The organism is Paenibacillus sp. GCM10012306 (assembly GCF_042649265.1).
Taxonomy (GTDB): Bacteria; Bacillota; Bacilli; order Paenibacillales; family Paenibacillaceae; genus Paenibacillus_AQ.
On record NZ_JBHRYW010000010.1, the window covers coordinates 43,216 to 62,467 of the forward strand.

A 19,252-nucleotide genomic window follows, 5' to 3' on the forward strand; every position below is an offset into this window, starting at 1 on the left:
AGGAGCGATCAGACGTATGCAACCACTCGTGAGTATTTTGATCCCCACCTTCAATCGATCCGACTATTTTGAACAGGCACTAAGAAGTGCACTTGCTCAGACCTATGCCAACATTGAAATCGTCATTAGCGATAATAGTGACAACACGGAGACTGAACAGGTGGTGGCACAATACCAGGCACATCCGAACGGCTCCAAAATACGCTACCACCGAAACCCCAAGAACATCGGTCCTATCGCCAACCAACAGCAGTGCCTCAATCTTGCACATGGCGAGTATATCAATTACCTGAACGACGATGATTTGTTTCATCCACAAAAAATCGAAAAAATGATGAATTTCATTCTGGGACACGCCGGCGTAGTTCTTGTCAGTTCCCAGCGGAGAGTTATTGACGCCAAGGGCAAGCAAATATATGTCCCACCAGTCTTAACCTTCAGGAAATTCTCTAACAAGGATACTATAATCAATGGTCGGACGCTGACAGAAATGATGCTGCGTAACCAGACAAATTATCTCGGAGAACCTACCACTGTACTGTTCAAGCGCAGTGCATTGACAGAGCCCTTCGGTGTGCTCGCAGGTAAACAGGTCTTCTTCGCCGTGGATATGGCCAGTTGGGTTAACCTGATGACGCAAGGCAATGCAGCGATTCTGGTTCAACCACTTAGCTATCTCCGCTATCATTCCACACAGTTGTCACAGCATAAATACGCCAGAAAGGTCGGAGAGCTGGATATCAAGACCTTTGAACGATTCGCCAAGATCCATGGATATATCCAATAACAAATGAAGGGATTGTTCCAGATGAAGGAACTCCTGCGAACCTATAAGCAAGCAGACGTGCAGCAAATTTCCTCTTACTGCATCCCTATTGTAGTCAATGGTACCGTGCGCGGCAGATTGCGTCCCATCACTGGAGAGGTTATTCACAACTCCGATGAAATTCGCCAACTCACAGAATGGAGGAATTCCTCCTCCTCCTGGTTCACTACCCAGTTTTCGGCATCCGAAGAAGGAACCCGGCGCTGGCTGGAGCATCAGGTTCTGGGCGCAGACGATCGGATTCTTTTCTTTGTCGAGGATGAAGAACAAGCTCCTGTAGGACAGGTAGGCTTGCTAAATTACGATGAAGCTGCCAAAAGCTGTGAGTTCGACAATCTCCTGCGCGGACGCAAAGGTGCGTTCGGGAATATTATGATTTACGCCCTCATTGCACTCGGTGAATGGAGCATCCATACATTGGGTATCGAGACGGCTTGCATCCACGTGCTGGGAGACAATTACCGGGCAATGCGAATCTATAAGGGCCTGGGAGCGGTGGAATCAGAGCGGATACCGCTGCTCAAAGTGGAGGAAGCTGGCGCCATCCGCTGGATTCCAGCACCACTTCCACTAACCGAAGCGCCAGAACGCGAACTGGTGACCATGACTATTACACGTGAAGCCTTCTGGCAAATAATGAGTGACGCATTCCATAAAAGATAAGGTGGGTATCACATGAAAATCAGACTGTTCAAGCCTTCTGTCGGTGAGGAGGAGCTGGCAAGTATTAAAGACTCGTTTGACAGCGCATGGCTTGGTCTGGGACCCAAGGTTACTGAATTTGAGCGGCAATGGAGCCGCTATGTAGGCTCACAAGAATCTGTAGGCGTCAATTCCTGTACGGCTGCGCTGCATCTGGCGCTGTCCGCTTATCGATTCCCGGAAGGTAAAAAGGTGCTGGTGCCTGCATTGACCTTTGCCGCAACCGCAATGGCTGCACTGTATAATCGCCTTATTCCCGTATTCGTAGATATCGACGAACACACACTGGGCCTGGATCTTGCAGATCTGGAACGAAAATATGACAAGGACTGTGTAGCTGTCATGCCGGTGCATTTTGGCGGCCATCCTGTTCCTATGGACAATCTGGTGTCTTGGGCCAAGGCGCGTGGCCTGAAGGTTATTGAGGACTGCGCGCACTCCGCTGGCGGCAAGTATAAAGGCAAGACACTAGGTACCTGGGGAGATATCGGATGTTACAGCTTTGAGGAGAAAAAATGCATGACCACCGGGGACGGCGGCATGATCTCCTCAGACGATGTAGAGCTGCTGAAGCCGCTCCGTCATTCGCGCTGGATCGGCATCAACAAGGATACCTGGGAGCGTTATGAGGAGTATCAGTTGGGTCAGCCTGATGTGAACAGCTGGTATTATGAAATCTCGGACATCGGCTACAAATATAATATGAACGATCTTATGGCCTCCATCGGCCTTGTTCAGCTCGGCAAGCTCGATCGTATGAACCGCAGAAGGGAAGAGATTATAGGACAGTACACCGCGGGGCTTCAGGGCTTGACGAAGGTGAAATCCGCCATTCCTTATGATCTACACGATTCCTCGTATTGGGCCTTTGTTGTACGGGTTCAGGAGCGGGAGCGGTTCATCGCCGCCATGCAAGCCCGCGGCATCGCTACTGGTGTTCACTATATGCCACTGCCGATGCAGCCTCTGTTCATGAAATACGCTTCGGAGAATCCGGCGGCTACCAAGGTCTGGCGTGAGCTTGTGACCCTGCCACTGTTCCCCGACCTGACATCGGACGAGGTCGAATATGTGATCTCAGCCGTTCAGGCGTATCAATAAGGAAAGTTAGCACGACAATGTTCTGAAAAAGGATTGACCTGCTTCTTTGCCCCCCCGGGTCGGCGAAGAAAGGGTCAATCCTTTTTGGCTGGAGGCGGGACATCCAGCGCCTCTTCTATAGACTCCCCTGAACAGTGGCTGCGTTCAGGCACAAAATGGCCCGTACCTGAATCCCTTAAAATAGGGGATCAAGTCCGGGCCATTTTCACATTAACTTGTGTCATATTCTTCCCAGCAGCTCCCTAAACTCCTGGCCTGCGGTACGTAGATTAGCGTTTACCGCGCAAATCTCCATCAATTGTGTGATTCTTGAGACAAACTCGTGCTGAAACAAACGCTTCGTATGCGCATTCCACGCTGGAAACTGATTCACTGCCAACCCCTTGAGCGCCAATATTGTTTGTACCCATTCTTCATCTTGAGGTAATAGGCCGGTATGAGTGGCCATCAGGATATGATCAATCCAGTCGCAGATCTCAGCCATCTGAGACAACGGACTGACCGATATTTGCGATGAATGCTTGCGAAAAGAACTTAACGGATCCGTAATATACACTAAATCGCCGCGAGACAGCAGAGTCAGCCAAGTCGCCACATCAACATTATTGAAAGCTTTGCGGCCATAGAAGACCCCGAAGGGCTCAGCCAGATCCCCTTTTCGGAACAGTCCGGTTGTCGGTTCCCCGATATAATTGATCCGGTTGCGCAGCATGGTGGCCATCGCCATCCTTCCATTAACAAACGTTTCATAAACACCGAAATTAGCGAAGGGTACCGTATCCGGCGAAAGCTGGATCATCTGGTTAGCCTCGTTGATGATGCTTTTGCGCGACGTAACTAGTGTGACTCCGGGAAATCTTTTTAAATAAGCGGCCATTCTCTCAATCTTGACAGGATCAAACAGATCATCATCCATTAAAAAGTTGACGTATTCGCCGCTGGCCAGCCGCATGCATTGCAGTTGGTTGGCCACCGGACCGATGTTGCTCTTGTTCTTCACATAATGAATATTGGAAAAACCAAGCTCTGATTGAAAATACTCAACCACATGCTGGGTATAGTTATTGTCACTGTTGTCGCTGATAATAATCTCAATGTTCGGGTACGTCTGGGCCAAAGCGCTTCTTAATGCCTGCTCCAGGTAATGAGGCCGGTTGTACGTTGGAATCAGAATGCTTACAAGCGGAGTTGCCGTGCTCATCCCCATCACCACAACTTCCAGGGGGCTTGCCCGGAATCCCAAAGCGCTTGCAGATAATTTTTGTCCCTGAGCGTATCCATCGCATACCAGAAGCCATCATGCCGGAATGCATGCAGCTCCCCTCCGCTGGCCAGGTTGATCAAAGGCTCCTGTTCGAAGATTGTATGGTCTCCTTCTATATAATCAAAGACTTCTGGCTGCAGCACCATGAATCCCCCGTTGACCCACTTGCCGTCCCCTTTTAATTTTTCATGAAAATCATTGACTCTGTCCCCCGCGCCAAGACCTAAAGCACCAAATCTCCCGGCCGGCTGTACAGCGGTGACCGTAGCCAGCTTGCCATGAGCCTTATGGAACTTTAGCAACTCCTGAAAGTTCATATCACATAGCCCGTCGCCGTAAGTGAGCATAAAAGGTTCATCGCCAACATAACGCTGAATGCGTTTGATTCTACCACCCGTCATGGAGTCCTTGCCTGTGTTTACCAGCGTAACCTTCCAGGGTTCGGCTTCCTGCGAATGGTACTGGGTATCACCACTTCTGTAGTCCAACGTCAAATCCGACTCGTCCCGGATGTAGTTGGCGAAATACTCCTTAACCATATGCCCCTTATACCCCAGACAAATCACAAATTCATTAAAGCCATACTGGCTGTAAGTTTTCATAATATGCCACAGAATCGGTCTCTCACCAATCGGGATCATCGGCTTGGGTCGCGAATGTGTCTCTTCACTGATTCTTGTCCCGTACCCACCCGCCAGAATTACGACCTTCATCCTCATTCTCCGTTCTATATATAGAATTATATAAGCTATATGATAGTATATGTGAGGGATGAGAAGATGACAGGTACAGGTACTGCTACGGGTGGAAGTATTGGTATTTATAGCCTGTTGTACGACTCCAAATAGAGGCGTTAAGTCTCTCATACGAGGTTAGAAGGATAGACCTTAGTAGAGATACGAGGTAAAATCTAATTGTATTGTAAATTTTTTCTCCATCAAGAGAGGACGTCTCTGCACATGTTGAAAACCATAAAAATAGCTTATTTATTATTTTCGATAGTCGTAGGAATAGCGTGCTTCTATGGTTTGTTAACCATTGCGTTCAGTACGGGCGACGGGTGGTTATCGCATAAAAATCCTGTTCTTGCCACTTGGACTGGAATAGCACTCGTGCTCGGTGTTGGCGGTTATTTGTTTTTGGGGATGAAGCTCGACAGGAAGCTATTGCCCTCAGCGTTGGCCCTCATGATATTCGGCTTGTTCGTTGTTTTGCCCGCCCAGCAACTGTTCTATAGTCTAGAAGATGCATGGAACAAACACTATGCTTCTACACATGAAGACCCTTATGTTGTTCAAATGGATCGAATTCTTCACAATAGCAACCTGCCTATGAAGCTCAATCTAAAGAGCAGCAACTATGATACGTTTTATTACAAAGGCAGGATAAGTCTGAATGTAGAAAAAAACACGGAGGAGCCTGTTACCAAAACCGAGTTAAATGAATTCCGTGAACTCCTCCCTAAAGCAGCCAAGGATATAAATATTGTCGTTGCATTTGGTAGTATCAGTACGGAGACGAGCAGGCAGGAGTCCCGCGTGAGCTTTACGATTAGTCCGGAACAAGATCTGGAGGATTGCAGCGCAAGCAGTGGCTATGAATCTCTTTGTTACATAAAAGACCCTCTTATCGATCCATCAGAAATGTTGTATAGCACCACCATCAGTATTAACTCGGCTCTTCCGCCATTTACGTTTACTGTGTACGGGATGAGAGAAGAGAGTTTAAGCCATGCGACCCGGATTACCGTCACAAATCCTGTTGACAATGACAAATCCATTCAGGAACTGACATTTGAAGCGACCTCAACCCAGGATAATGACACCTTCGGTTTGGTATTGGAAGATATGAACTTTGACGGAGTTCTTGATGTGCGGATTCAGGCAGGCACACCTGCTGGTCCCAATATTCCTTATCACTACTGGTTATGGGACGTAGAGAGGTCCGAATTTGTCCGTAATTCTTTTCTGGAGGAGATTACTTCACCTGAATTTAACGCCATTACCAAGCTCATCACCTCATCCGGCAGATCCAGCGCAGTCGAACATTTTATGAACGAATATACATATATCAAAGGTATTCCGACAATGACAAAGAGGACAGTGGAACAGATAGATCCACAGCAGAAGGTCATCCGTACTAAGGTTTGGGACATCAATAGCGGGGAATTTATGCTTACAAAGGATACGACTGAGCCTTATGCGGAGTAGGATGAACGGGGTCCTCAGCTCGGCCATAATGCTGGTAACCCTCTAAATCTCTTGCCAGCAAACGACAACCAGCTCACGCTAAACGGGCTGGTTGTCGTTCATTTTATAAATGGAGGAACTGCGTGCTTTCCCCCCTACCTTTCATATGTTAACCACATTATTTGTTACCTTTTTGGAAGGAATATCTACGGAAGCCAGAGATGGTATGACCCTGAACGACATCAACGCTGCCATAACGAAATTGATGGAGCTTTGGGATTCTTGTGTCTGAAGCTCCAGTCTTCATTAACACTGTGCATCCGCACTCGCCACCCCATAATGATTGACGGTGATTTGCTATGTATGATCTAATACAAAAGGGTGTATTGGACTTAGGATGGGATTTTCTCAGCTCACTGCCGGGACCACTACTATTTGTGAAGGGTGGAGCTACATGCTTTCATTGTTACTAACATTAAAACGATTATTTTCAGGTTTATGGAGAGCATTCAAACGTAAAAATTTTCAGGTATTATTTCTACTGGTTATGATGACACTGTTGTCCGGAACCATTTTCTATGTCAAACAAGAAGGGCTGTCTGCCCTTGATGCCATTTATTTTTGTGTTGCGACGTTAAGTACGGTGGGCCATCCGACCTTCACTCCCCAGACAGAGCTCGGTAAAATATTTACGATCGTGTACATTGTTGCTGGTACAGGACTATTCTTGGGGATGATTGGTTATATCGCCTATGAGCTTATCAAGCAAGCGGGGAAAACTGAAAAATGATACAAAAAGGCCTGGTCAGCAAAGCTAACCAGGCCTTTCTTTGTTGAACATGAAACGAGAATGATCATCAAATTACGGTAACTCATCCTCTCCAGCTTGCTCGTCATTCCTATCTAACGTCCGCCGCTTGCCGTAAGTGCCCTTGCTCCTCAGTCTAGCGCAGCGCGGGCAGCGGTAATCCGCTCCAGATGTCCCGTAGCAGAATCAATCACAACCCCGTATAGATCACGGGCTTGCTCCAAGCTGATATAACCGTCCTTCCAATCGGCAAGTACCTTGTCAACCGGACGTTGCAGCGGGTTGCCGTATCCACCGCCTGTAGCTGTAATCAAGCGCACCACGTCTCCTTGATCCAGAGGAACTCTGGCGCAGATGCCCAGTTGCTCAACCTGCCGGCCATCCGCCTTTTGAATTTCAATGACGTTGCCTGATCCTGCAAGTCCGCCATTTAAACCCCATGGGGCAAGCTCGTGCCGCCCAAAGGTGCCCGAGAAGGAGTGGCCGTCACTTAAAGTACGGTAGGCTCGGATCACGCCACTCCCGCCGCGGAACTCCCCGGCTCCCGCACCGTCAGCAGTCAGACTGTATTCATCCACCCTGATCCCATAGCGCGCTTCCGCCACCTCAACCGGAACGTTGTAGGTTTCCCCGTCCCCGATACAGAATTGACCGGCCATGCCATCCATGCCACTGCCTGCTCCCCAGCCACCTGCGGAAGGCTCCACGATCAGGTAAGGCTCTTGTGTAACGGGATGGACCCCGCTAAGGACAATCCCGCAGACTGAGAGCAAATGCCCCGCATTCAAACGGTCCGGGATGACCGGGGCCAGCGCCTTCCAGACCAATTCCGCGCCGAACTGCATGCTCTCCCAGTAGGTCGATACTGCCGCCGGCCGTTCCGCCGACAAGATCGATTTCCGGTCGGTAATAACCGTCAGCGGGCGGAACACACCGTCATTCACATCCTGCGAAGGATTAGTCACGGCCAGAAAAATCGTCCTTACCGAGGAGACAAGCGCAGTATAGGAAGCGTTCATCGGCCCTTTTACCTGCGGATGACTGCCCCGGAAATCGCAGATGAACTCATCGGCGGTAATGGTCACCTTAACCTTGACCGGAAACGGCCCGTTGCCGAAGCCGTCATTTTCCACCTCATCCTCCGCTTCATAGACACCTGCAGGCAGCAGGCTCAGTTGTTGCCTCGACACCTGCTCCCCATGATCCAGCAGAAAGTCTATCGATGCTTGCACTGTCTGCTTGCCGTATTTACTGCAAAGTTCACGGAATCTTCGCTCTCCCGTCCGCAACCCGGCAATTTGCGCCCACAAATCTCCAAGCGACAGGTTCGGAAAACGTACATTCGCCCCGATCAAATCAATGAGCGCCTGATTAATTTCCCCCTTGTTAAACAGCTTGATCGTTGGGAACTGCAGACCTTCCTGATAAATTTCAGTGGAATCGGTCGTCCATGAACCAGGATCTTTACCGCCGACCTCTGTCCAGTGCGCTTTGTTGGCCGCAAAGGCCACCAGCTCACCTTCATGGAAAATCGGCAAGAGCAGCCCGACATCCGAAAGATGCGAACCCCCGCCACCGTATGGATCATTTAGAATAATGATATCGCCGGGATGCAGTCCCTCTGAACCAAACTTGTCCAAAGTATTCTTCACCATAAAGGTAAGCATACCAATGAAGCCGGTAACCCCGTTCCCCTGGGTCAGCAGTTGGCCTTTGGCATCGGTCAGTCCACTGGCGAAATCCAGCACTTCATAGATAATGGGGCTCATGGAAGTGCGGGCCAAAGAATAGAACATTTCCTCGCCGATGGCTATAAGTGAATCTTTGACAATCTCACGGGTAAAAGGATCAATCGTGCTGCCTGCCGTCATCTGCTCTGCACCTCCGTCTCAATGATCAAATTTCCGTAGCCGTCTACCTTTAGCAGTTGACCCGGATACACGACAACCGACGATGAAGCTTCCTCCACGATGGCAGGTCCTTCAACTTCATTCCCCGGCTGGAGTGTATTCCGGTTATAGACTGAAGTATTCAGCCAACCCGCCTCATCGAAGAGCACTGGACGGACCCCAGTCTGGGCAAGTGTAGCATCAGGACCGTGCCCGGCCTGCGGCTTCGGTGCAGGCTTCCGCACAGAACCGATAGTACTGACATGCAGATTCACTATCTCAACAGGCACCCCCTCCAGACGGAAGGTATACTCCCGCTCATGAATCTCGTGAAATTGGCTGCTCAATTCCGCCAACTGTGCTGCGGTCAACTCGCCTTCAGGCATGGCTACTTTCACAGTATGCTCTTGCCCCAGATAACGCATATCTGCATAACGAACCCAGGTAATGTCCTCACGGCACAGACCTTCCTTAAGATAAGCCTGTAAGCCGGCTTCCTGAATTTGTGCCAATAGCCCGTTCAGCTCCGCAAGCTCAAGAGATTCAATGCGGCGGATATACGTCTGAATATGGTCCTGCCGCAGGTCGGTCATGAGCATGCCCCAAGCCGAAAATACGGAAGAGGCAAAAGGCACGACCACCTTGCGCACACCGAGCTCTTTGGCCAGTGCGGCCGCATGCAGCGGCCCACCGCCGCCGAAGGCGATCAGGGTGAAATCACGCGGGTCGTAGCCTCTGCGGACCGATACCAGCTTAAGTGCATTCAGCATGTTGGAATTGGCAATCCGCAGAATCCCCAGTGCCGCCTCATCGGCAGAAAGGCCGAATGGTAACGCAATTTGCTCTTCTATGGCTTGTCGCACGGTCTCCATGCTAGCTGGAGAAGCGAAGTTGTCCAGCGATAAGCGTCCAGTCAACAGATTCGCATCCGTCGTTGTCGGGGCCTGGCCGCCCCGGCCATAGGCCACCGGACCGGGCAGCGCCCCAGCTGACTTCGGTCCTACGCGCAGCGAACCGCCTTCGTCAATCCAGGCAATGGAGCCCCCGCCTGTGCCGATTTCTACGATATCCACCACAGGAACTTTAACCGGATAGCCAGCATTGCGCTCGTTCTGTTCGATTTTATAATCTGTAGTCACCTTCACCTCGCCCTTGTCGATCAGCGAGCACTTGGCGGTCGTTCCCCCGATATCGAAGGCGATAATGTTCTCCTCGCCAATCCATTTCCCCAGAATCGCTGCACCGAAGATCCCCGCTACCGGACCCGACTCCACCATCTGAATCGGGGTCTGCTTCGCCTGTCTGAACGAGGTCATTCCCGCATTGGATTGCATCACGTACCGGCGTCCATGGACACCTTCGGCCTTCAGCCGCTGCTCCATATGGTCAATGTAGGAGGCTGCGGTTGCCTTCACATAGGAGTTCAACACAGCAGTATTGGTGCGTTCATATTCCCGCCATTCCTGGGAAATCTCGTGGGAAGCCGTAATCTGGACCTCAGGCCACATGCCGGTAATGATCCGCAGCGCCTCCTGCTCGTGAACAGGATTGGTATAGGCATGCAGGAAAGAAATCGCTATAGCCTCCACTCCCTCGACCTTCAGTTGCTGTACCGCAGCCTGAAGCTCTTCCACATTCAACGGGGCTACTACAGCTCCTGTATAATCCAGACGCTCGCCTACTTCAAGCCGAAGATGCCTTGGCACGAACGCAGCCGGCTTATGATAACGCACATTGAACAGATCCGGGCGATTGCCACGTGCGATTTCCAGCACATCACGGAAGCCTTTAGTGGTGATCAGTCCGGTTTTTGCTCCTTTACGCTCGGTCAGTGCATTAATGATAACGGTAGTACCATGAATAAAATCGTCTATCTGCTGCGGGTCCACACCGCTCCGCCGAATGACGTCGAGCACACCCTGCTCAAATTGGCCAGGAGTAGTGTCACTCTTGGCGACACCGATCTCACCAGCGTCATTAACATAGACCAGGTCGGTAAAAGTCCCTCCAATATCTGTAGCAATACGCATCGTTTCCCTCCTCGGATTAAAAGGTTGCATTCGTTGTAATGACAGAGAGAAGCACCCTACAGGATGAATAGGCGGAAATGCCCTGCAGGGTGCCTCATAATTGCTTGACAGCATGTATATCGTGGCAGGTGCCTATTCTACAGCCCGCATAAGTGTTCTTGGTACACCTACATAGCCAAGTGGCAGCGGACCCATCGGTCGTCTTCCAGTTCGCGCAGGCTCTGATTTTCTCTGGTGCACTGCTCGGTTGCATGCGGACAACGCGAGGCAAAGCGGCAGCCGACAGGCGGATCGATAGCCTTGGGCATCTCTCCGTCATAGAATGTCAGCTCCGCGTTTCCCTCAACATCAGGCACCGCCTGCATTAGCATACGGGTGTAGGGATGCTGCGGGTTAGCAAAAATCTGCTCGGTCGTTCCAGTCTCCACGATCTGCCCCAAATACATCACCGCCATACGGGTACACATATGCCGCACCACACTAAGGTCATGTGAGACGAAGAGATACGTGAGCTGCTGCTCCTCCTGCAGATCCTTAAGCAGATTGAGGATTTGCGCCTGCACAGACATATCTAGTGCGGAGGTCGGCTCATCAAGAATGAGCAGCTCCGGCTCCAGAGCAATCGCTCTGGCAATACCGATACGCTGCCGCTGTCCTCCGCTAAGCTGGCTTGGAAAGCGGCGTGCAAAGTCAGCGGGTAGCCCCACCTGCTCCAGTAAAACCGCAACCTTCCGGTTACGTTCGGCGGCCGACAGCTTCGTATGTGTCCGCAGCGGCTCGCCTACGACATCTCCGACCCGCAGCTTCGGGTTCATGGACCAATAGGAATCCTGAAACACCATCTGTACGTTCCGGGTATTCTGACGCTTCACCCGCCGTGTGACGGATGAAATATCTGAGCCGGCAATCCGGATAGTGCCTGAGGTGGGCGCATACAGTTGGAGCAGCGTTCGCGATAGCGTACTTTTGCCGCAACCGGATTCCCCGACGAGGCCAAAGCACTCCCCCTTGTTCAGGGTCAAACTAACATTATCCACGGCATGCAGTGTCTTGCTGACACCGAACCAGCCGGAACGTACAGTGAAAAACTTACTCAGGTTTTCAATTTCAACCAGGGCTTCTGTCATTCTCTTCACTGCTCCTCTTCCCAAGGATGAAAGCACGCAATCTCGTGGCTGGAGACCACAGCTGCAAGTCGCGGCTTCTCTGCCTTACAGCGCTCGGTCGCCCGCGGACAGCGTCCGGCAAAGCTGCAGCCTTGTCCGCCTGCCGCCTCCTTCAGCACCGCAGTGCCGGAGATTACGGGCAGACGATCACGGGTCTCCCGAAGTTTCGGTATGGCATCCAGCAGCATCCGGGTATAGGGATGACGAGGAAATCGGAAAACTTCCTCCGTCTGCCCGGTCTCCACAATACTCCCGGCATACATCACAGCGATGCGGTCTGCCATCTGTGAGACAATCCCCAGGTTATGGGTAATGAAAAGCACCGACATGCCTTCTTCTTCCTTCAATTTGTTGATCAAATACAGAATTTGCGATTGGATGGTCACATCCAGTGCCGTAGTCGGTTCATCGGCAATCAGCAGCTTGGGCTTGCAGACCATCGCCATAGCAATAGCCACCCGCTGGCGCTGTCCGCCGCTAAGCTCGTGCGGATAACGGCGCAGAATGCCGGAAGGGTCGGGCAATCCGACGAATTTCAGCGCCTCTTCCGCCTTTTGCTTAGCCTGCTTTTTGCCTGCTCCGGTGTACCTGCGGATAATCTCCAGCATCACCTTGCCAATACGGAAGACCGGATTCAGCGAGCTCATCGGGTCCTGAAAAATCATTGAGATTTCCTTACCGCGAATGCCATTCATCACACCAGGTGATGCCTCCAGCAGGTTAGTGCCATCAAACAGCACCCGTCCCCCGGTAATTCGGGCTGCCGCTGTAGGGAAAAGCTGCAGGATCGAAGACGCCGTTAGGGATTTACCCGATCCTGTCTCTCCCACCAGCGCAAGCATCTCACCCTTTTGCAAAGAAATATGATCCAGATCCAGCGCTGTGACTTGACGCTCCCGGGTCTCGATGCGGACACGCAGCTGCTCCACTCTCAGTAGTTCGTTCATGGGTACACCTCTTTTCTAGCTGTTTCTGGTCTTCGGATCAAGATAATCGCGCAGCCCGTCGCCCAGAAAATTAAAGGCCATGACCGTCAGGAGAATGAACACGCCCGGAAACGTGACATACCACCAATTAGTCAAGAAGTAGCCTCTGCCTGTACTAATAATCAGTCCCCACTCCGGTGTCGGCGGCTGCGCGCCAAGGCCCAGAAAGCTGAGTGACGCTGCCGTCAGGATCACCGAGCCGAAGGACATCGATATCTGCACAATAATGACGGAAAGTGAATTCGGCCATATATGGCGGAAAATAATGACTAGCGGATGGACGCCCATCGATTGCGCCGCCTCCACAAAGCCCCGTTCCTTAATCGCTACAGCCTCGCTCCGCATTAACCGCGCGAACCAGGGCCACCACGACAAGGCAATGGAGAACATCATATTATTGAGCGACGGTCCCAGCAGGGCGACTATGGCAATAGACAGCAACATCGACGGAAAGCTCAGAAATACTTCACAGATCCGCATCATCACATTGTCTACCCACCCGCCAAAGTAGCCGGCAATCAGACCATATGGAATTCCGATCAGTATGGACAATAAAATAACCGAGATCCCGATTTGAAAAGATAATCGGGTACCGTAAATAACCCGTGACAGCAAATCCCGGCCTAATTCGTCGGTCCCGAATAAATGTGCTCCTGAGGGAGGCAGCAGCTTGTTCTCCAGATGGACGGCTTTATAGGCGTCATCAGGATAAGGAGCGATCAAGGGACCAATTACGGCAATAATAAGCAGAATAATAATAAACGACAAGCCAATAGCCGCCAGCTTATTCGACCGCAGGAACAGGATGAACTCCTTGAACTTATAGGCCCGGCCTGCAGACGACTCTTCAATCACCGGAGGAAGCGGCGTCGGCAGCGAGTTTGAATTCATCAGTCGTTTTCCTCCTATCAATGGTAATAGAGCATGGCTGCTCTAAGCGTTCTGGTACAGCTTGATCCGTGGGTCCAGCAGGGCGACCACGACATCGACAAGCAAATTGATCCCAATGTAAGCCACCGTAACGAGGAACGTAATCGCCATCGTTACCGGATAGTCATTCGCCAAAATTGCCTGTGAGGCATACATGCCCAAACCCGGCCAACTGAACACCGCTTCGATCAGAAATGTAGAGGTCAGCGCGTAGGCAAAGGTCAGACCAAGCGAGGTCGCCGTAGGACCCAGCGCGTTTTTCAGACCATAGACAAAGACTCGTCGCCAAGCGGGAATTCCGTAGGCCTTCAGCACACGGATGTGTTCCTCGCCAAGCACGTCAATCATCGAAGAACGGATCATGCGAATAACCAGCCCTAAGGGATACGCCGCCATGGTCAGCGCAGGTAACACTAGATGCAGTGCTGCATCCTTGAAGAAAACAAAGTTTCCCTGAAGCAAAGAATCCAGCAAATAGAATCCGGTCCAGTTATCAATAGGATACAGCAGCGAAGTATTGGTACTTACCCGTTCTCCAAGCGGAAAAAGACCTAGCTGACGAAAAAATACCAGCTGTAGGATCAGGCCCAGCCAAAAGGTAGGAATGGATACACCACCAACACTGAAAGTGCGGGTTAGCTGGTCTATCCATGAATCCTTTTTAACCGCTGATATCACGCCTAATGGAATGCCGATGACTACCGCAATCAACATCCCCGCCAGAATCAGCTCCAGACTGGACGGAAGGAAAGACAACAACTCTCGCAGTACCGGCTGGTGGGTACGAATCGAGGTCCCCCAATCCCCTGTGAACAAGCCTTTCATATAGGTGAAGAACTGTTGCGGCAGTGGCTTGTCGAGACCGAGCTCGATTCGGGCTGCCGCAATCTGCTCCGCATTCGCGCGTGGCCCCACCCAACGTGCAGCGGGGTCAGACGGAACCACACGTGCAACGGTAAATGTAATTACGGAGACTCCTGCCAGGACAAAGAGTCCCAGCAAGAGTCTTTTAATAATAAAGCGGATCATCAGCCTATTCCCGGTAAGTGTCGTAGAAGAACACTACGTTGGCATAATAAGGGTTGCTGCTGAAGCCCTTGAAGTTATCACGCAAGCCATAACCGTATTTCAGATCGAAGATGGAAATGCCCGGCACGTCATTAATCAGAATTTCCTGGGCTTGCTTGTACAAGGCAGCGGCTCCATCACGGTCGGCTCCGGCGTTCTTCCGCGCTTGATCGATCAAGTCGTCAAACTTGGTATTGCTGTAATAGCCCAGGTTATAGACAATTGGATTTTCAGTTTTGTAGGCAATGCTGAGGTAGCCATAAGGATCAGAGTAACCCGACCAGTAGTAGAGCAGGAACAGGTCTTGACGCTGGCTGGCATCTGGAGACTTGGCTAGATCCCATTGAGCATCCCAAGTCATCCCTTTAATCTCAAGATCTACGCCAACTTTTGCCAATTCAACCTTCAGCAGCTCAGCTACTTGACGCTCAGTATCGTCACCGGACAAGTAAGTGATCGACAATTTCCCTCCAGTTACACCTGCTTCTTTCAGCAGCTCTTTCGCTTTTTCCGGATTGTAGGAGTATTTGAATAGACTTGGATCTTGTCCCCATAACCCTTTCGGAAGGTAACCGGTTGACTGTTCTGCCATACCACCCATAATGTCTTTGACAATGCTGTCGTAGTTGATCGCATAGGCCAGAGCCTGACGTGCTTTCGGAGTGTTGAATGGCGCTTTCAGCGTATTGATTTGCAGCGTCAGGTTCTGGAATGCATCGGCCTTCAGAACTTGAACGCCAGATTTGCCGTCCAGTGATTTCAGCATTTCAGGGGTAAGCTGATTGGTGATATCGACTTCACCCGACTCCAGCTGCTGTACGCGGGTATTGGCTTCCGGTGTGGTTTTGAACACTACCTTTTCAAAGTTTTTAGGCTGCCAGCCTTTCCAGTATTCTGGATAGTCGGTCAGCACTAGCTCGCTACCCTTGGTCCACTTTTGTACAGTGTAGGGGCCAGAACCTGCGTCATTGCCTTGATTGATCCAATCTTCCCCATGCTGATCCAGCGCATCGGCGTCGAAGATAAAGGCAGAATAACCTGCAGAGACGATGCTATCCAGCGCTGCAGCATATTTCAGCTTAAATTCAACCGTGTATTGATCGACAACGTTAATTTCCTTGACGGCTTCCCAGATATAAGAAGCGCCCTTGCCTCTCTTGATGGTACGCTCAATCGACTTCTTGACCAGATCTGCGCTCAGCTCCGCTCCAGTATGGAACTTAACCCCTTTGCGCAGCTTGAAGGTCCAAGTCAGACCATCCTCCGATTTGCTATAATCTTCGGCGAGCAGCTTGTCGTAGCTCTTCGTTTCCGCATTGTAGCGCAGAAGTGTTTCGTACATGTTGTGCATCGCGATAATCTCATTGCTGAAGCTGTCACTTGGGTCCCAGAAGGTCATTACATCGGTATTCACACTGTAAACAGCAATGCCGCCTTTTGGTGCATTCCCGCTCGATGTATTGCTTCCGGTGCTACTTCCAGTATTAGCTGCCGGTGTATTCCCCTTGCTGCCGCAGGCTGATAACACCAGCACTACACTTAGCATCAGCAACAGCAGCGTATTTCTTGATCTCTTCTTCATCATTCTCTTCTCCCCACTCTCTGATCTCCTATTGGTAATACAAATCTATATTGTGAGCTGTCCAACAGCCTTTACCCGAATGCGTACAGCATTCCCTGGCAAATAAGCCAATGGCACCTCTTCAATATCTACAATCTCAACGGAATCGGCACTTGCACCGGCCGCTACCGCTTCCCCGGCAGCCAGCTGTCTGGCTTCCGTAAGCGCCTGGTCTCTGCCCCATTCCTCCAGTGAGTAGATCTTCTCGACCTGGCCACTCACTTCGGCAATAGTTACGCCGATGGCGTTGGCCACCTCGAAATGGAGCGGGCGAAGCACTTCGGACACACCAATCAGTTCATCAGGAAGAATAATGCTGCCTCCGCCGACCACGATGGCTGGGATCGAATCAGACGAGGTCTTCATCTTGTCGATGGCTTCCTCGACCAGGTTAATCATTGTCGCATAAGCTTCATCCACCAGTTGCGGAGACAAGTGAGTCAATTTCTCACGGTCCCCCAGCTCCGTCAGCCCTTTGGCTACTGCAATGTCAGTGGCAGTGAGTTCAGTACCGCCGAAGAGCAGCCCCTTCTCAGGTAACAGATACCCCACACTGTCCGGTCCAACGGTCAAGGCTGCACCCTCGCCGCGAATTCGTGTCCCACCGCCAAGTCCGAAGGACAGCAGGTCCGGCATGCGGAAGTTCGTGCGTACTCCGCCTATCTCGGCAACCAGAGAGGATTCACGCGGGAATCCCTGAACCAACACGCCGATATCGGTTGTGGTTCCGCCAACATCCAGCACCAGCGCTGCCTTGGCATCCGTCAGATAAGCCGCACCGCGGATGCTGTTTGTCGGCCCGGAAGCAATGGTCAATACCGGGAAACGGAGCGCGTAATCCGAGGTCATCAGCGTCCCGTCATTCTGCCCGAGGAAGATTCGTGCCCCATCAATGCCGTTCTCAGCCAGTGAGTCCTCAAACCCCCGTACCATCTGGCGTGCCACGTGAACCAAAGCTGCGTTCAGAATCGTGGCATTCTCACGCTCGATCAGTCCGATGCTGCCAATCTCGCTGGACAGCGAGAAATGGATGTCATCCCCGAGAATTTCCTGGAAAATAGCTTGTGCACGCTGCTCATCACCGGAGTCCACCGGTGAGAAGATGGAGGTGATCGCCACCGCGGCCACTTTTCCCTTCCATTCAGAAGCCATCTCTCGCAGTGCAGCCTCATCCAGCGGAGCGATTCTCCGCCCGTCGAATTCATGGCCTCCGCTGATAATATGACTTCCGACAAACACCTCATCCAGCAGTTCCTGCGGCCAGTTCAGGAACGGGGGAATTGCCAGACCAGCCGGAGCGCCGATTCTCACCACTCCGATCTTCGCCAGATTCCGCCGTTCAACAATTGCGTTGGTACAGTGTGTGGTCCCCAGCATCGCGAACCGGATTTCCCGCGGGTCAAGCTTGCTCTCTGCAAGCAGACCGGCGATAGCACGCTGAATGCCTGTCCCGATGTCCTCCGTTGTAGGCACCTTAATTTTGCTGACCAACTGTCTGTCTTTATCTATAATGACTGCATCTGTATGTGTACCGCCGACATCAATTCCGATTCTATAGCTCATCGAAGCACCCTTCTTTCCTTGCTTTCTGCACCTAGTGGGATGTAATCCACATCGTATCCGAAGTAACGCGGGCCCGCCGTTTCAATACCCTTCGCCGTTCTCCATTTTTCATTACAGGGAATAGCTATTACCGCCAGCCGATTACCGTAACGCAGTGATTCGGTAGTCACCGGCACGCCCGTCTCGGCATCCACAACGGTCAGCAGATCCGGCGTAGTAGCCACCACTTCACCGTCAGCCTCTGCCACCAGGAATTCATTCTGGAAGTACAGGGTGAACGTCCGGTCTTGATCCTGCCCCATGCCGCTGAGACTCACTTCGCCTTTCGTGAACCCGCCATCGTTGCGACGAAGCAAATTTCTGACCTTGCCGGTGAATAGCCGCGTACCTCCCACTTCAGCTACTAACGCCTCCACCGGACTCTCGTTCCGATGCTTCAGACTACGTACCGTCTCCCCGATACGCTGTGCCAGACTGAAGGTATGATGAATGCCGGCTTCCTTCAGCTGAAAGCCCTGCATCAAATAATCGCAGGTCGTTACCGAGCCTCCCATCGTAATCAGTGCTTGACGAGCGATTCGTTCACTCCATAAGCTATCCACACCATTCACAATTACGGAGTTTCCTTTCTCATCAGCCATCGCCACTGGACCGGAAGGGATATCCACCAGATGGAAGGTAACCATCTGCAGCTCTGGAAATGCACGTCCCATCCCGTCAATATCCACTAGTGGCAAGCCTGTTGTAGCAGCGAGGATAACGGGAATCAGAGAATTAATACCGCCGATCTCAATTGGAAAAATCGCGCTGATCTCCTTCCCCGTATGTGCTTTTAGCGCTTCAAAGGCCTGTAGGGGTTCTTGCCCTCCGGGAATCTTCTCCACTACTACCGTGGGCGCCCCCATCATACCAACGGACACTACCCAAGCTTCATCGTCCAGCTCTTCTGGCGAGATCAAGTTCACAGGGCCATATTTTTCAATAGCCGCCATAGCCATCAGTTGGCCCACATAAGGGTCACCTCCCCCACCCGTGCCCAGTACAGCAGCGCCTAATGCAATATCCTCCAAATGGTGACTTTCAATCTTACGCATACGCTCGGCTCCTTC

16 protein-coding genes are annotated in these 19,252 nt (G+C 51.4%); 5 read left to right on the forward strand and 11 right to left on the reverse strand.

From position 1 onward, the window contains the following. The first annotated feature begins 16 nt into the window (after positions 1-16). Genes ACFORK_RS20710 through ACFORK_RS20720 form a run of 3 tightly spaced genes read left to right on the forward strand, consistent with a single transcriptional unit; the run spans position 17 to position 2,629 of the window. Positions 17-787 (forward strand): glycosyltransferase family 2 protein, encoded by a 771-nt coding sequence (locus tag ACFORK_RS20710; protein WP_379202522.1) that lies wholly within the window; start codon positions 17-19, stop codon positions 785-787. A 3-nt stretch (positions 788-790) separates the two neighbouring features. After that, positions 791-1,489: a GNAT family N-acetyltransferase gene (locus ACFORK_RS20715; RefSeq protein ID WP_379202524.1), complete on the forward strand. Its 699-nt coding sequence runs from the start codon at positions 791-793 to the stop codon at positions 1,487-1,489. 12 nt (positions 1,490-1,501) lie between these two features. Further along, positions 1,502-2,629 carry a DegT/DnrJ/EryC1/StrS family aminotransferase gene (locus tag ACFORK_RS20720; protein ID WP_379202526.1) on the forward strand — a complete coding sequence of 376 codons (1,128 nt, stop codon included), beginning with the start codon at positions 1,502-1,504 and terminating at the stop codon, positions 2,627-2,629. Between the two features lie 220 nt (positions 2,630-2,849). Here the strand turns inward: ACFORK_RS20720 and ACFORK_RS20725 are convergent, their stop codons facing one another. Together ACFORK_RS20725 and rfbF are read right to left on the reverse strand one after the other, a co-directional pair. After that, positions 2,850-3,836, reverse strand: coding sequence for a glycosyltransferase family 2 protein (locus ACFORK_RS20725; protein WP_379202528.1), 987 nt, complete (start codon positions 3,834-3,836; stop codon positions 2,850-2,852). Then, entirely contained in the window at positions 3,836-4,606 is a 771-nt protein-coding gene (gene rfbF, locus ACFORK_RS20730) for a glucose-1-phosphate cytidylyltransferase (RefSeq protein WP_379202530.1), read from the reverse strand. Before rfbF ends, ACFORK_RS20725 begins: the two co-directional genes overlap by 1 nt. Before the next feature lie 246 nt (positions 4,607-4,852). Here rfbF and ACFORK_RS20735 point away from each other — a divergent pair, with 246 nt between their 5' ends. Both ACFORK_RS20735 and ACFORK_RS20740 read left to right on the forward strand, forming a co-directional pair. Further along, a complete protein-coding gene (locus ACFORK_RS20735) occupies positions 4,853-6,103 on the forward strand; it encodes an XAC2610-related protein (protein WP_379202532.1) in 1,251 nt (416 codons plus the stop codon). A 433-nt stretch (positions 6,104-6,536) separates the two neighbouring features. Continuing rightward, positions 6,537-6,872 (forward strand): potassium channel family protein, encoded by a 336-nt coding sequence (locus tag ACFORK_RS20740; protein WP_379202534.1) that lies wholly within the window; start codon positions 6,537-6,539, stop codon positions 6,870-6,872. A gap of 149 nt (positions 6,873-7,021) precedes the next feature. On the opposite strand, the gene ACFORK_RS20745 is transcribed toward ACFORK_RS20740, so the two are convergent. From ACFORK_RS20745 to ACFORK_RS20785, 9 genes are all read right to left on the reverse strand, one after another. Next, a complete protein-coding gene (locus ACFORK_RS20745; RefSeq protein WP_379202536.1) occupies positions 7,022-8,761 on the reverse strand; it encodes a hydantoinase B/oxoprolinase family protein in 1,740 nt (579 codons plus the stop codon). Next, the gene (locus ACFORK_RS20750) at positions 8,758-10,809 is read right to left on the reverse strand and encodes a hydantoinase/oxoprolinase family protein (protein WP_379202538.1); all 2,052 of its coding nucleotides are present in this window, start codon (positions 10,807-10,809) and stop codon (positions 8,758-8,760) included. Before ACFORK_RS20750 ends, ACFORK_RS20745 begins: the two co-directional genes overlap by 4 nt. A gap of 167 nt (positions 10,810-10,976) precedes the next feature. Next, positions 10,977-11,936 (reverse strand): ABC transporter ATP-binding protein, encoded by a 960-nt coding sequence (locus ACFORK_RS20755; RefSeq protein WP_379202813.1) that lies wholly within the window; start codon positions 11,934-11,936, stop codon positions 10,977-10,979. A 5-nt stretch (positions 11,937-11,941) separates the two neighbouring features. After that, positions 11,942-12,922, reverse strand: a complete 981-nt coding sequence (locus ACFORK_RS20760; RefSeq protein WP_379202540.1) for an ABC transporter ATP-binding protein — start codon at positions 12,920-12,922, stop codon at positions 11,942-11,944. 15 nt (positions 12,923-12,937) lie between these two features. After that, positions 12,938-13,852, reverse strand: coding sequence for an ABC transporter permease (locus ACFORK_RS20765; RefSeq protein ID WP_379202542.1), 915 nt, complete (start codon positions 13,850-13,852; stop codon positions 12,938-12,940). A 42-nt stretch (positions 13,853-13,894) separates the two neighbouring features. After that, a complete protein-coding gene (locus tag ACFORK_RS20770; RefSeq protein ID WP_379202544.1) occupies positions 13,895-14,920 on the reverse strand; it encodes an ABC transporter permease in 1,026 nt (341 codons plus the stop codon). 4 nt (positions 14,921-14,924) lie between these two features. Continuing rightward, positions 14,925-16,541 carry an ABC transporter substrate-binding protein gene (locus tag ACFORK_RS20775; protein WP_379202546.1) on the reverse strand — a complete coding sequence of 539 codons (1,617 nt, stop codon included), beginning with the start codon at positions 16,539-16,541 and terminating at the stop codon, positions 14,925-14,927. Positions 16,542-16,586: 45 nt separating this feature from the next. After that, positions 16,587-18,143 (reverse strand): hydantoinase/oxoprolinase N-terminal domain-containing protein, encoded by a 1,557-nt coding sequence (locus ACFORK_RS20780; RefSeq protein ID WP_379202548.1) that lies wholly within the window; start codon positions 18,141-18,143, stop codon positions 16,587-16,589. Next, positions 18,140-19,237 carry an S-methyl thiohydantoin desulfurase family protein gene (locus ACFORK_RS20785; protein ID WP_379202550.1) on the reverse strand — a complete coding sequence of 366 codons (1,098 nt, stop codon included), beginning with the start codon at positions 19,235-19,237 and terminating at the stop codon, positions 18,140-18,142. Before ACFORK_RS20785 ends, ACFORK_RS20780 begins: the two co-directional genes overlap by 4 nt. Positions 19,238-19,252 lie beyond the last annotated feature (15 nt).

Coding starts and splice junctions, on each gene's coding strand:
- ACFORK_RS20710 (WP_379202522.1), top strand. CDS start 17: ATGCAACCACTCGTGAGTATTTTGATCCCCACCTTCAATCGATCCGAC.
- ACFORK_RS20715 (WP_379202524.1), top strand. CDS start 791: ATGAAGGGATTGTTCCAGATGAAGGAACTCCTGCGAACCTATAAGCAA.
- ACFORK_RS20720 (WP_379202526.1), top strand. CDS start 1,502: ATGAAAATCAGACTGTTCAAGCCTTCTGTCGGTGAGGAGGAGCTGGCA.
- ACFORK_RS20725 (WP_379202528.1), bottom strand. CDS start 3,836: ATGGGGATGAGCACGGCAACTCCGCTTGTAAGCATTCTGATTCCAACG.
- rfbF (WP_379202530.1), bottom strand. CDS start 4,606: ATGAAGGTCGTAATTCTGGCGGGTGGGTACGGGACAAGAATCAGTGAA.
- ACFORK_RS20735 (WP_379202532.1), top strand. CDS start 4,853: ATGTTGAAAACCATAAAAATAGCTTATTTATTATTTTCGATAGTCGTA.
- ACFORK_RS20740 (WP_379202534.1), top strand. CDS start 6,537: ATGCTTTCATTGTTACTAACATTAAAACGATTATTTTCAGGTTTATGG.
- ACFORK_RS20745 (WP_379202536.1), bottom strand. CDS start 8,761: ATGACGGCAGGCAGCACGATTGATCCTTTTACCCGTGAGATTGTCAAA.
- ACFORK_RS20750 (WP_379202538.1), bottom strand. CDS start 10,809: ATGCGTATTGCTACAGATATTGGAGGGACTTTTACCGACCTGGTCTAT.
- ACFORK_RS20755 (WP_379202813.1), bottom strand. CDS start 11,936: ATGACAGAAGCCCTGGTTGAAATTGAAAACCTGAGTAAGTTTTTCACT.
- ACFORK_RS20760 (WP_379202540.1), bottom strand. CDS start 12,922: ATGAACGAACTACTGAGAGTGGAGCAGCTGCGTGTCCGCATCGAGACC.
- ACFORK_RS20765 (WP_379202542.1), bottom strand. CDS start 13,852: ATGAATTCAAACTCGCTGCCGACGCCGCTTCCTCCGGTGATTGAAGAG.
- ACFORK_RS20770 (WP_379202544.1), bottom strand. CDS start 14,920: ATGATCCGCTTTATTATTAAAAGACTCTTGCTGGGACTCTTTGTCCTG.
- ACFORK_RS20775 (WP_379202546.1), bottom strand. CDS start 16,541: ATGAAGAAGAGATCAAGAAATACGCTGCTGTTGCTGATGCTAAGTGTA.
- ACFORK_RS20780 (WP_379202548.1), bottom strand. CDS start 18,143: ATGAGCTATAGAATCGGAATTGATGTCGGCGGTACACATACAGATGCA.
- ACFORK_RS20785 (WP_379202550.1), bottom strand. CDS start 19,237: ATGCGTAAGATTGAAAGTCACCATTTGGAGGATATTGCATTAGGCGCT.